Source organism: Bradyrhizobium sp. P2_E8, assembly GCF_056403875.1.
Genome location: NZ_JBFUES010000094.1, coordinates 1 through 12,965, shown reverse-complemented (window position 1 = coordinate 12,965; position 12,965 = coordinate 1). Strand labels below are relative to the sequence as shown.

Below are 12,965 nucleotides of genomic sequence, written 5' to 3'. Positions count from 1 at the left end.
GTTCATCATGACAAGCACATTAACGGAGCGTTTGCATTTGTGGCGACGCCGTGGCCCAACCGTGGCACGGAATCGACAGTTCGGCACGCTTTGCCCCAAAACCCGCTCAAAGTCGAAAAACTTGCGGCAAAAAAGCCACAGCTGAGGTCTCGCAGCGCGGGAAAAGGCCTTGAGTGCTGGAATTGTGGCAGATTTCAACGATAATGGGATTAACGGAGTCGAGGAACTTGGGCGCTAAGCTCAGGCTTTCCCGCGCGGTATTGTTTTGATTGGAACCAAATCATGTCGTCGCTGAAAGTTAAGTTGGGTATTTTGGCCGCCGGCCTGATGCTGTCGGGCTGCATGCAGGCCACGCATTTCGAGGCGACCGACACTAAGGCCTTCAAGCCGAAGGACAAGGAACTGCTCGCCAAGGTCCGGTACGAGAATACCCCGGTCGCGGAGCCGTTCCGCCGCGCCATCGTCGACTACCACCGCAAGGAATCGCCGGGCTCGATCGTGGTCGATTCCGACAACCATTACCTCTACTGGGTGATGGATGGCGGCAAGGCGATCCGCTACGGCATCACCGTCGGTGAAGAAGCCATGGCCTGGTCCGGCATCGCCAAGGTCGGCAGCATGACCGAGTGGCCGGCCTGGCATCCGACCCCGGGCGAGATTTCGCGCCTGGGCGTGCCGACTTATGTTGCGCCAGGTCCGGACAATCCGATGGGCTCCCGCGCGATGTATCTCTACTCGGGTGGCAAGGACACGCTGTTCCGCATCCACGGCACCAACCAGCCGGAATATATCGGCGCCTCGATCTCGTCGGGCTGCATCCGCCTGACCAACGAGGACGCGATCGACCTCTATAACCGGGTCAAGGTCGGCACCATCGTCGTGGTGCTCGAGCCGAAGCACGGCGACTCGCCCTACAATTCGCGCCTTGCGCTCCAGGGCGGCGGCTCCAATTCTTCCTACTAAATCGGCCTTTCCCGAGGCCTTTCAAAAGCGCCGGTTTTACCGGCGCTTTTTTGTTGCGGGCTTGCGTGACGGGACCTTGTCGCCGCCGGCCGCCGACTTGTTCGCAGGCGCGGGGGATTTCTCCGCCGCCTCGTCATCAGCTCCATCCTTTGCCTCAGGCTTGGACGCAACCTCGCGCGGCGGCGCCTCCTCAGGCCGTCCCGCTGGCAGCAGCGGAGCGATCTGCGGCAGGGGATCCCAGACGTTCCACTGGCAGATCCGGTAGTCGTTGCGCCGCTGCGCCAGGTCGAGATGGATATGGTCCTCGTGGTACCAGTCCGAGCCCGGGCCGAGCACGGTGGAAAAGCGCGCGCACACCGAATGCAGCACACGCTCGCGCACGTCTCGCGACATGGTGCGATCGGTGAGGCCGATCGACTGCCCGTTGGCGAGCTTGATGGCCCGGACGTCGAGGGCGTTGGCCTTGCCGTGCTCGGACAGCATCGCGCCGGCGATGCGGTTGCGGCCGCGGCACTCGAAGCTATCGAAATTGTCGAGATCGGCGATGGCCGAGCCGAGGCTGGTGGCCAGCGGCACCATGTCCTTGCGTACCCAGTCGGCGATCGCAGACGCCATGGTGCAGCGAAGGATCGCCGCCGGCTTGACCGCCACCTTGCGCTTGTCCGGCAGCACGATGGCCTCTAGCCGCACCAGATCCTCGCCGCCGCAGGCGCCGGGGCCACGGATGTCCGGAATGGAGGGTGCAATCGCGATCTCCTCGGTCAGCGCGAGCCGGCAGGCCGAGACCTGTTTCTCCGGCGGCGGCGCGGCCTCGGCCGGCTTGTCCGGGGAAGGCTTGCCGTCGGCCTCCGGTGCCGCCTCGTCCGGTGCTTTGGGGGCTTCCGCAGGGCGTGGTTTTGGTAGCGGTATCTTGGCGGCATGAACCGTCGCGCGCGGCCGTGGTGGACCAAAACCAAAGATATCGAGCGGCGCAGCATATTTTCGCGCCTCCGCCCGGTCCGCGAGCACGAGCGTGAGCCCGAGCGCGGCGGTAACCATTGCCGCGCCGGCGGACATATAGCCGCGACAAGACCATTTGCGGCGAAAGTCCGGCAGGCTAAAACTCATGACAATTCTTTGGCCCAACGCTGAGAGCGATAACGCGTCCAGCGACTTCTCGGAGGAACGTCGGAATGCTTGGTTTGATGCAAGACTGGCCCCTGCTCTGCCACCGGATCATCGAACACGCCGCCAGGATTCATGGCAAGCAGGAGGTCGTTACGCGATCGGTCGAGGGACCGATCCATCGCACCACCTACGCCGAGATCCACAAGCGGTCGCTCAAGGTCTCGCAGATGCTGGAGCGCGACGGCATCAAGGTCGGCGACCGCGTCGCAACGATCGCCYGGAACACCTGGCGCCATCTCGAGGTGTGGTACGGCATCATGGGAATCGGCGCCATCTGCCATACCGTCAATCCCCGCCTTTTCCCCGAGCAGATCGCCTGGATCATCAACCATGCGCAGGATCGCATCGTGATGACCGACATCACCTTCGTTCCGATCCTGGAGAAGATCGCCGACAAGCTGCCAAGCGTGGAGCGCTACGTCGTGCTGACCGACAAGGCGCATATGCCTGAGACCACGCTGAAGAATGTGATCGCCTACGAGGACTGGATTGCGCAGGCCGACGGCAAATTCAAATGGAAGGACTTTGACGAGAACACGGCGGCGGCGATGTGCTACACATCTGGCACCACGGGCGATCCGAAGGGTGTGCTGTATTCGCATCGCTCCAACGTGCTGCACGCGCTGATGGCCAACAACGTCGATGCGCTCGGTACCAGCGCCTCCGAGACGATGCTGCCGGTGGTGCCGCTGTTCCACGCCAACAGCTGGGGTATCGCCTTCTCCGCGCCCTCGCAAGGCACCAAGCTGGTGATGCCCGGCGCCAAGCTCGACGGCGCCTCGGTCTATGAATTGCTCTCGACCGAGAAGGTGACCCACACCGCGGGTGTGCCCACGGTGTGGCTGATGCTGCTCCAGCACATGACCGCCAACAATCTGAAGCTGCCTGAGCTGAAGATGGTGATCTGCGGCGGCTCGGCGATGCCGCGCTCGATGATCAAGGCCTTCCTCGACATGGGCTCGAACGTCCGCCACGCCTGGGGCATGACCGAGATGAGCCCGATCGGCAGCGTCGCGGCGCTGAAGCCGCCGTTCCAGGACGCGACCGGCGATGCGCGGCTCGACGTGCTCCAGATGCAGGGCTATGCACCCTTCGCGGTCGAGATGAAGATCACCGACGATGCTGGCAAGGAGCTGCCCTGGGACGGCAAGACTTTCGGCCGCCTCAAGGTCTCCGGCCCCGCCGTCGCCAAGGCCTATTACCGGGTCGATACCAACATCCTCGACGAGGACGGCTTCTTCGACACCGGCGACGTCTCGACCATCGACGAGGACGGCTACATGCGGATCACCGACCGCTCCAAGGACGTGATCAAGTCCGGCGGCGAGTGGATCTCCTCGATCGACCTCGAAAACCTCGCGGTCGGCCATCCGGCCGTGGCGGAGGCCGCCGTGATCGGCGTGTTCCACCCCAAATGGGACGAGCGGCCGCTGCTCATCGTTCAGCTCAAGCAGGGCCAGCAGGCCAGCCGCGAGGACATCCTGAAGTACATGGACGGCAAGATCGCCAAATGGTGGATGCCGGACGACGTCGCCTTCGTCGACGGCATCCCGCACACCGCCACCGGCAAGATCCTGAAGACCGCGCTGCGCGACCAGTTCAAGGATTACCGCTTCCCGAACGCGGCGGCGTAGGACTTGCACGTCAGTCCGGGGCGATGCCAACGGCATCGAACTATGGTTCGCAATTGCGAACCTGACAATCCCGAGATTCCGGGTTCGCCCTTCGGGCGCCCCGGAATGACGGGCAGGAGCAACCCGGTATCCCTTGAATTTGCCGCCGGGGCGTGGTCTCAACGCCTCCTATCGTCGCGCCAGATCGGCGCGGTACCGCCTCGAAAACCCCGGCAGAGCTCACCCGATGGCCCGCAGGATTTCCGCTCCCTACCAGTCGGAGCCCGTGTCCAGCCTCGCCAGCTGGGCGCGCAATCTGGCCGTGTTCGCGGTGGTGGCGGTGGCGGTGTCGATCATCGTCGTCCGGTTCGGCTTTCTGGAGCCGAAGCCCGCGCTCGTCACCTTCTTCGGTGGCCTCGCCATCGCCGCGCTCTCGATCCTGTTCGGCCTCGCCGGCTTCGCCGCGATCTGGCAGAACGGCTCGCGCGGCATGGCGCGCATCCTCTTCGCCTTCCTGATCGACGGCATGATCCTCGCCTACCCCGCCTATCTCGGCCTGCAATACCGCAAGCTGCCGGCGATCCACGACGTCACCACCGACCCGATCGACCCGCCCCGCTTCGACGCGCTGGCGCGCCTGCGCGCCGGTGAAGGCGCCAATACCGCGGTCTATGCCGGCCTCTATTCGGCCGAGCAGCAGCGCCATTTCTATCCCGATATCGAGCCGATCGAACTCGAGATCCCGGTCGACCGCGCCTATGCGATCGCGCTGCAGCTCGTCAACAAGCGCAAATGGCTCGTCATCGACGAGCGCGCGCCGCAGCCGCCGCGCCGCATCGGCCGCATCGAGGCGGTGGCGCGCACGCCGATCATGGGTTTGCGCGAGGACATTTCCATCAGGGTCGTGCCCGACGGCGACGATTCCCGCGTCGATATCCGTTCCGCCTCGCGCTATTTCGATAGCGACCTCGGCAGCAACGCCGCGCGCGTCAAGAAATTCATCGACGATCTCAACACCGCCGCCGATGCGGACGCGCTGAAGCCGGTGAAGAAGACCCCGGTGACGCCGCCGAAGGCACCGGCGAAGACGGTGAAGAAGTGACGCGCTAGCGTCATTCCGGGGCGGTCCGCAGGACCGAGCCCGGAATCCATTCATCCACCAACGCTGCGGCCGATGGATTCCGGGTTCGCGCTGACGCGCGCCCCGGAAYGACGAGCTAAGCCATCCGATACGTCCCACCGATCACGGGATCGCCATCCGTCGCCACCACGCCGCGGGCGACCAGATCTTCCAGATGCGCCAGCACGGAATAGCCGGCAGCCGTCGTCAGCCGTGGATCGATGCCGATATAGATCGCGCGCACCATAGTCGGGATGTCGGCCTCGCCCTTGGCGAGGCGATGCAGGATCGAGGCTTCGCGCGCCTTGCGGTGGCGGATCAGGAAACGCACGAAGCGCGGGCCGTCCGGTATCTCGGGGCCGTGGCCCGAGAAATAGAGATCCTCCTCGCGGGCGGCCAAGCGGTCGAGCGATTCCATGTAGTCGATCATCGAGCCGTCGGGCGGCGCAACGATCGAGGTCGACCAGCCCATCACGTGGTCGCCGACGAAGTTGAATTTTCGCTCGGGCCAGGCGAAGGCGAGATGGTTGGCGGTGTGGCCCGGCGTCGCCACCGCCTCGAGGCGCCAGCCCGCGCCCTCGACGACGTCGCCATGGGCGATCCTGGTATCGGGCGCGAAATCGCGGTCGACGCCGGATTCCGGATTGTGCTTCTCGCTCTCGAAGCGCGGGCGCGAGGCGCGGTGCGGGCCCTCGGCATAAACCGGCGCACCGGTCGCCTGCTTGATCCGCGCCGTGTTCGGCGAATGGTCGCGGTGGGTGTGGGTAACGAAGATATGGCTCACCGTCTCGCCGCGCACGGCATCGAGCAGCGCCGCCGCATGCGCCGCGTCGTCCGGACCGGGATCGATGATCGCGACGTTGCCCGTGCCGACGATGTAGCTGACCGTACCGGTAAAGGTGAACGGGCTCGGATTGTTACAGAGCACGCGCCGCACGCCGGGGCGGACTTCCTCGACGACGCCGRCCTTGAGTGGAAAGTTGCGGTTGAACGGGACGTCGTCGCTGTCGGACATCGGACTTCCTGTGCACTGCTGCCCCACCCCTCGCCGTCATACCCCGCGAAAGCGGGGTATCCAGTACGCCGTAGCGTCCGTGGCCAAGGCGAGGTCTCTGGGATACTGGATCGTCCGCTCTAGTGCGCAATTGCGCACAGGGCGGACGAAGACAGCCGAGCAAAACAACGGCCGCGGAATACGTGGCGACTAGAAAAACGCCTGAATRCCCGTGATGGCGCGGCCCAGGATCAGGGCGTGGACGTCGTGGGTGCCCTCGTAGGTGTTGACCGTCTCGAGGTTATGGACGTGGCGCATCACGTGGTACTCGATCGAGATGCCGTTGCCGCCGTGCATGTCGCGCGCGACGCGGGCGATGTCGAGCGCCTTGCCGCAATTGTTGCGCTTCATGATCGAGATCATCTCGGGGGCGAACTTGCCCTCGTCCATCAGGCGGCCGACGCGCAACGAGCCCTGGAGGCCCAGCGCGATCTCGGTCTCCATGTCGGCGAGCTTCTTCTGCACGAGCTGGGTCGCGGCAAGCGGCTTGCCGAACTGCTTGCGGTCGAGCGTGTACTGACGGGCGCGGTGCATGCAGTCCTCGGCCGCGCCGAGCGCACCCCAGGAAATGCCGTAGCGGGCGCGGTTGAGGCAGCCGAACGGGCCCTTGAGGCCGGAGACGTTGAGCAGCAGCGCGTCTTCCGGAACCACGACGCCGTCCATCACGACTTCGCCGGTGATGGAAGYGCGCAAGCTGAGCTTGCCGCCGATCTTCGGCGCGGAGAGGCCCTTCATGCCCTTCTCCAGCACGAAGCCCCGAATCTGGTTGTCGTGCGCGGCCGACTTGGCCCAGACCACGAACACGTCGGCGATCGGCGCGTTCGAGATCCACATCTTGCTGCCGGTCAGGCGATAGCCGTCCGAGACCTTCTCGGCGCGGGTCTTCATGCCGGCCGGGTCGGAGCCGGCGTCCGGCTCGGTCAGGCCGAAGCAGCCGACCCACTCGCCGCTGGCGAGCTTCGGCAGGTACTTCTTGCGCTGGTTCTCGTCGCCATAGGCGTAGATCGGGTACATCACCAGCGAGGACTGCACCGAATTCATCGAGCGATAGCCGGAATCGACCCGCTCGATCTCGCGCGCGACCAGGCCATAGGCGACGTAGCTCGCATTGGCGCAGCCGTACTCCTCCGGCAGCGTGATGCCGATCAGGCCGAGTTCGCCCATCTCGTTGAAGATCTCGCGATCCGTCGTCTCTTCGAGATAGGCCTTGGCGACGCGCGGCATCAGCTTGTCCTGGGCGTAGGCGCGCGCGGTGTCGCGCACCATGCGCTCGTCTTCGGTAAGCTGCTCATCGAGCAGGAACGGATCGTCCCACTGGAAAGAAGCCGCAGCGGGCTTGTCCTTGGCCTGAGGGCGCACGCTCATGAAACGTCCTTTCGCGTCTGGTTCCGTCAAGAATTGCCCGACAAAGTAAAGCGCCGCGGCAACAAGTGCAATTGCATCCTGGTTTCGGTCATTCCGGGGCGCGCAATCGCGCGAGCCCGGAAACAACGCCGTCAGATTTCGAGCTGCTCGTTGGCGACGATCTCGATGCCAAAGCCGGACAGGCCCTTGTAGTCGTGCACCGAGGACGTGAGATGCCGGATCGAGGTGACACCGAGATCGCGCAGGATCTGCGCGCCGACGCCGATCTCGCGCCACTGGCGGTTGCGGTCGGCCTCCGTCGACGTCTCATCCGGGAGCGGAGCCACCGGCACGCCGGCTGCGCCGTCACGCAAATAGACCAGCACGCCACGGCCGGACTTCTCGAAATGCTCGAGCACGGCCGCCATGCGCTTGTGGCCGGTGAAGATGTCCTTGACGATGTTCGGCTTGTGGAAGCGCGTCAGCACGTTCTTGCCGTCGCCGACGCCGTTGTAGACGAAGGCGACGTGGGCGATGGAGTCGAACGGCGAGCGATAGGCATAGCCCTGCAAGGGGCCGATCGGGCTGTCGGTGACGAAGGTCGAGACCCGCTCGATCAGCTTCTCGCGCACCTGGCGGTAGGCGATCATGTCCGCGATGGTGACGTGCTTGAGCTTGTGCTGGACGGCGAAGCGGGCGACCTGCTCGCCCTTCATCACGCTGCCGTCGTCGTTCATCAGCTCACTGATGACGCCGACCGGCGGCAGGCCGGAGAGCTTGCAGAGGTCGACGGCGGCCTCGGTATGGCCGGAGCGCAGCAGCACGCCGCCATCCTTGGCGATCAGCGGAAAGATGTGGCCGGGCCGGGCGAAATCGTTGGCGCCGACATTGGGATTGGACAGCGCGCGGCAGCAAGAGGCGCGCTCATCGGCGGAGATGCCGGTGCCTCCGTCGGGCTTGTAGTCGATCGAGACCGTGAACGCGGTGGTGTGCGCGGAATCGTTGTGGGCCACCATGGGATCGAGCCGCAGGCGGCGCGCGTCCTCCGTGGTCACGGGCGCGCAGACGATGCCGGAGGTGTGGCGGATGATGAACGCCATCTTCTCGGCGGTGCAGAGCGAGGCCGCGACGATCAGATCGCCCTCGCCCTCGCGGTCCTCGTCGTCGGTGACGACGACGAGCTCGCCCCTGGCAAAGGCCTGCAAGACTTCCTGGACGGTATCGGGCATTTCCCAATCTCTATCGGTTATGAGCCGGGGGCTCAGCGGACGCCTTAGCCGGACTTGGCCCCAAGCGCTAGTGTCCTGGACGCAACCGCATATGCCGGATGGCCGTCGGGGCGGCGGGTCTCAGGCTTGCACCGAAGATACCAGGGATATAGGCGCACAAACCCCGGATGGAAGACGACCGGACGCCGTCAGGGCAGCACCTCTCGCCGCTCGCCGAGCCGCAGGTCGAGCTCGGCGCGCTTGTCCGCGAGCAGGCCGGCCTGGGCGGCCTCGATCACGGTAAACAGCTCGTGGGCGTCGCTGAGCCGGGTCACGGTGACGTAGCTGGCGCCGGCCTCGTAGAGCTCGCCCACGTCCGACAAAAGATCGGCCGTAGCCACGATCATGGCGGTCGGGTTGAGGGTGCGGACGTGGCGGACCAGCTTCTCGTTGCTGGCGCCCTTGAGAAGCGCATCCGGCACGCTGAGGATGATCATCTCGGACTTGCCGACGCCGGCATGGAGCAGCGTGTCCGCGCTGCTGATGTCGCCATAGATCACGTGCAGGCCGCGCGAAAGCAGGGTCTGGTACACATTGGGGTTGAAATCGACCACGGTGATCTGCTCGAGCAGCACCGGCGCCTGCCGTTCGATCTCGGCCAGCAGCGCGCTCGCCGCGCGGAAAAAGCCGAGGATGACGATGCGGCGGGCCTCGCCATGGCCGCCCTCGTGGCCCTCCTCGGCATGGCCGTTGCCGTGATCGAGATCGCGCAGGCCGATCCGCTTCAACGGGCCGATCGCCCAGCGGGTGATCTCGTCGCTGCGCGTCATCACGAAGGTCGAGAGCACGGCCAGCACCACGAAGGCGAAGGAGGCCGCGTTCGCCGTTTCGGCGGCGATGTGGTTGTCGGTGACGCCGGTCTGGATCACCACCAGCGAGAACTCGGAGATCTGCGCGAGGTTCAGGGCCGGCAACAGGCTGGCACGCAGCCCCTGCTTCATCAGGTAGAGCGGCGTGAAGGTCGTGACGAGCCGGCTCACCACCGTGAACGCCGCAATCATCAAGGCAAGCCCGATCACGGAGAGGCCGGGCACGGGAATGGTCATGCCGAGCGCGACGAAGAACAGCGTGATGAAGAAGTCGCGCAGCGTGGTGACCTTGGCGGTGACGTCGAGTGCATAGGGAAAGGTCGAGAGCGAGACGCCGGCGATCAGGGCGCCCATCTCGCGCGACAGCGACAGCCGCTCCGCGGTCTCGGCGACGAGAAAGCACCAGGCGAGCGCGCCGAGCAGGATCAGTTCGGGCCGGCGGGCGATCTGGTGGAAGAGGCGCGGCAGCACATAACGGCTGACCAGCAGCGCCGCTGCGACCAGCACCGCGACGCGGCCGATCGAGAGCAGGATGACGCTCACTTGCAGATTGGCAAGACTCGGCTGCACCGCCAGAAACAGGATGGCGAAGATATCCTGGAGCACCAGCACGCCGAGCGTGATGCGGCCGGGCAGCGTGTCGAGCTCACGCTTCTCGTAGAGCACCTTGACGATGATGACGGTGCTCGACAGCGCGCAGGCGATACAGAGATAGACCGCATCGAAATGGCCGCCGCCGAGCGACAGGCCGATGCCGGCGAAGAACAGGACCCCGAGCAGGCAGCCGCCGAGCAGCTGGCCGCCCGCTGCGAACAAGATCACCCTTCCCGCCCGCACGATCTTCTTCAGGTCGATCTCAAGGCCGATCATGAACAGCATGAAGATCAGGCCGAGCTCGGAGATGACACTGATCGATTCCTGCGACTTGACCCACCCGGCACCGAATGGACCTATGCAAAAGCCGGCGATAAGGTAGGCCAGGATCAGCGGCTGCCGGGAGAAATGGGCGAGCAGGCCCAGCATCCAGGCAAACAGGATACAGAGAGTGATGTCGCGAATGAGCTCGTGCATGCCAAATTGGTCCGTTTTGCCGCACCCTAGAGACGGGTTGCGCCGCGGCAAGCGAGCAATTCGTCACATGCGGATCGTGCTCTGGCTGATAGCCCTGCTAGGTTCGTTCGCGTCCGCTTTGCCGGCCGCGGCCCAATCCAAGGTCAATATCGAACAAAACTTTGCCGATTCGCTCACCGCGCTGCCGAAGGAGGAACTGGCCGTCGCCGGCGGGTTCTATGTGCCGGCCTATTCCAGCGTCGCGATGAGCCAGGGCAAGCTGCGCGTCGATTTCTCGGTGACATTGAGCGTTCACAACGCCTCCGAGACCCAGCCACTGGTGGTCAAACGCATCGCCTATTTCGACACTGCAGGCAAGCAGGTCGAAAGCTATCTGAAGGCGCCGGTGGCCTTGAGGCCCCTCGCCACCGTCTCGATCTTCATTCCGACCGACGACGTGCGCGGCGGGACCGGAGCCAATTTCCTCGTCGACTGGGCGGCAACGGGCGAGATCGCCGAGCCGGTGGTCGAGGCCTTGATGGTTGGCGGCGTCGCCAATGCGCATTACGCTTTCATCAGCCAGGGACGTCCGACCCGGACGGCCACAAAGAAGTAGAGGGCCGTCCGACCCGGACGGCCGGCAAGACGTAAAGCAGGCCGGTGCAAAGCCGGTCGCTCAACAAGAACAAAACGAGGAACGCTCCCATGACGTCCAGCTTCGATTTCGCGCCCCTGTTTCCCGCAGGGCTGCCGGCCCCTTCCGCGCGCTGGACGGGCCTTGCCAAATACAGCTTCGTCGGCGGCAACAATGATTCCGAGCAGGTGCCTCTGGACGAGCTGATCGAGGCGGCCAACCTCGCCCTGCAACGCGAGGGCCGATCGCTCGCCACTTACGGTCTGGCGCATGGTCCGCAAGGTTACCTGCCGCTGCGCGAATTCCTCGTCTCCAAGCTGAAGCGCGATGCCGGAATCAACTGCACGGTCGACGATCTCCTGATCGTCTCCGGCTCGCTCCAGGCGCTCGACCTCGTCAACAATACGCTGCTCGCCCGCGGCGATACCGTGATCTTCGAGCAGGACAGCTATCAGGGCTCGCTGAACCGCCTGGCTCGGCTCGGCGTCAACGTCGTCGGCATTCCGCTCGATGCGGACGGCATGCGCATGGACGTGCTGGCCACGACGTTGGCCGACCTGAAGAGCCGCGGCATCCGCCCAAAATACATCTACACCATCCCCACGGTGCAGAACCCGACCGGCAGCATCATGCCGGAGAGCCGCCGCGCCGAGCTGGTGCGGCTCGCCGCCGAGTATGGCGTGCCGATCTTCGAGGACGACTGCTATGCCGATCTCGTCTGGTCGGGACAGCGGCCGCCGGCGATCTACGCGATGAGCCCGAACGGCGGCGTGATCCATATCGGCTCGTTCTCGAAATCGATCGCGCCGGCGCTGCGCGTCGGCTTCGTCGTCGCGCCCTGGGATGTGATGTCGCGGATGCTGTCGCTGAAGACGGATGCCGGCTCCGGCGCGCTGGAGCAGATGGTGCTGGCGGCCTATTGCAAGCCGCATTTCGCAAGCCACGTGCCGGCCCTGACGAAGGTGCTGCGCACCAAACTCGATACGCTGATGGAAGCCCTCAACGAGCAGTTCGGGACGGCGGCGGAGTTCGAAGAGCCCAAGGGCGGCATCTTCCTGTGGGTGAAGCTGCCCGACCAGGTCGATACGCTGAAGCTGTATCAGGCCGCGCTTGCTGCCGGCGTGTCGATCAATCCGGGGCCGGAATGGTCGACCAACAAGGGCCATTCCAGCTCACGTCTCAGGCTGTGCTTTGCCAGCCCCTCGCATCAGCAGATCCGCGAGGGCGTCGCTGTGCTGGCCGAGGTCTGCCGCAGGGAGTTCGGCGTGCCCGCCCGCAGCGCCAATATTGAAAAGGCGCGGGGATGAATGAAACGGGCGGCGCGCATCTCCCTGTGGATTTTCGAAATCGCGACCGCTCTCGTTCTGGCCGTCGTCGCCTCTGAAGTCCTGCATTTCGCAACGAGCACCGAAGCCAGCGCCCGCGAGGAGGCCGTGCTTGCATTTCAAGGGGAGTGTTCAAGACGCGGGATCGCCCCCGACCAATTCACAGGACCCCAAAGAATCAGATCGCCAGAACGGACCTATGGGTTCCTCTGGAGGAATCCATCGAATGGAAATCAGATCGTCACTATGACCCGGTACTTTCCGTCAGGCACGGAATCCTGGTCGGTAGGCCGCGATGCAATCTTCCAGCCGTTTTGATACTTGAAGGTTCACGCCGCCGCCTGGGGCTGGCTGCCGTGGATCGCGGAGGCCAGCCGCAGCAACAGGACGATCGAGACGTTGCCCTTGCCGGCCTCGATCTGTGCGATATAGCGCTCGGAAATCCCGGAGCGGCGCGCCAGCTCCCGGCGCGACAGATCGCAGCGCATGCGCGAGGACCTCAAGCGGTCGCCCAGCTCGGCCAGAAACGCGGTCTCCGAATAAGGCGGCACGGCACAGCTGCCCGGCAGCACTTCGCCCGCAAAATCCATGACTTGATTCAGAATTGGTCTATCCACG

Annotated in this window: 11 protein-coding genes; 5 read left to right on the top strand and 6 right to left on the bottom strand. The window is 64.8% G+C overall.

The features are described 5' to 3' along the window. Window positions 1–282: 282 nt before the first annotated feature. Entirely contained in the window at window positions 283–963 is a 681-nt protein-coding gene (locus AC1D00_RS07920; RefSeq protein WP_135177389.1) for a L,D-transpeptidase, read from the top strand. A gap of 36 nt (window positions 964–999) precedes the next feature. Here the strand turns inward: AC1D00_RS07920 and AC1D00_RS07915 are convergent, their stop codons facing one another. Next, window positions 1,000–2,070, bottom strand: coding sequence for an extensin family protein (locus tag AC1D00_RS07915; protein WP_477010271.1), 1,071 nt, complete (start codon window positions 2,068–2,070; stop codon window positions 1,000–1,002). Between the two features lie 65 nt (window positions 2,071–2,135). Between AC1D00_RS07915 and AC1D00_RS07910 the strand changes: the two genes are divergently transcribed. Both AC1D00_RS07910 and AC1D00_RS07905 read left to right on the top strand, forming a co-directional pair. Continuing rightward, window positions 2,136–3,764 (top strand): fatty-acid--CoA ligase, encoded by a 1,629-nt coding sequence (locus tag AC1D00_RS07910; protein ID WP_477010270.1) that lies wholly within the window; start codon window positions 2,136–2,138, stop codon window positions 3,762–3,764. 226 nt (window positions 3,765–3,990) lie between these two features. After that, window positions 3,991–4,845, top strand: a complete 855-nt coding sequence (locus AC1D00_RS07905) for a DUF1499 domain-containing protein (protein ID WP_477010269.1) — start codon at window positions 3,991–3,993, stop codon at window positions 4,843–4,845. A gap of 115 nt (window positions 4,846–4,960) precedes the next feature. On the opposite strand, the gene AC1D00_RS07900 is transcribed toward AC1D00_RS07905, so the two are convergent. From AC1D00_RS07900 to AC1D00_RS07885, 4 genes are all read right to left on the bottom strand, one after another. Continuing rightward, window positions 4,961–5,878 carry an MBL fold metallo-hydrolase gene (locus AC1D00_RS07900; RefSeq protein WP_477010268.1) on the bottom strand — a complete coding sequence of 306 codons (918 nt, stop codon included), beginning with the start codon at window positions 5,876–5,878 and terminating at the stop codon, window positions 4,961–4,963. Between the two features lie 189 nt (window positions 5,879–6,067). Further along, window positions 6,068–7,282: an acyl-CoA dehydrogenase gene (locus AC1D00_RS07895; protein ID WP_477010267.1), complete on the bottom strand. Its 1,215-nt coding sequence runs from the start codon at window positions 7,280–7,282 to the stop codon at window positions 6,068–6,070. Window positions 7,283–7,413: 131 nt separating this feature from the next. Next, window positions 7,414–8,490 carry a 3,4-dihydroxy-2-butanone-4-phosphate synthase gene (gene ribB, locus AC1D00_RS07890; RefSeq protein ID WP_135177395.1) on the bottom strand — a complete coding sequence of 359 codons (1,077 nt, stop codon included), beginning with the start codon at window positions 8,488–8,490 and terminating at the stop codon, window positions 7,414–7,416. A gap of 188 nt (window positions 8,491–8,678) precedes the next feature. Beyond that, the gene (locus tag AC1D00_RS07885) at window positions 8,679–10,409 is read right to left on the bottom strand and encodes a cation:proton antiporter (protein WP_135177396.1); all 1,731 of its coding nucleotides are present in this window, start codon (window positions 10,407–10,409) and stop codon (window positions 8,679–8,681) included. A 67-nt stretch (window positions 10,410–10,476) separates the two neighbouring features. Here AC1D00_RS07885 and AC1D00_RS07880 point away from each other — a divergent pair, with 67 nt between their 5' ends. Together AC1D00_RS07880 and AC1D00_RS07875 are read left to right on the top strand one after the other, a co-directional pair. Further along, entirely contained in the window at window positions 10,477–11,004 is a 528-nt protein-coding gene (locus AC1D00_RS07880; protein WP_167771291.1) for a DUF3124 domain-containing protein, read from the top strand. An 89-nt stretch (window positions 11,005–11,093) separates the two neighbouring features. Continuing rightward, the gene (locus AC1D00_RS07875) at window positions 11,094–12,329 is read left to right on the top strand and encodes an aminotransferase-like domain-containing protein (protein WP_477010266.1); all 1,236 of its coding nucleotides are present in this window, start codon (window positions 11,094–11,096) and stop codon (window positions 12,327–12,329) included. A gap of 347 nt (window positions 12,330–12,676) precedes the next feature. Here AC1D00_RS07875 and AC1D00_RS07870 read toward each other — a convergent pair whose 3' ends face one another. Next, a complete protein-coding gene (locus tag AC1D00_RS07870; protein WP_477010272.1) occupies window positions 12,677–12,952 on the bottom strand; it encodes a helix-turn-helix domain-containing protein in 276 nt (91 codons plus the stop codon). Window positions 12,953–12,965: the final 13 nt, after the last annotated feature.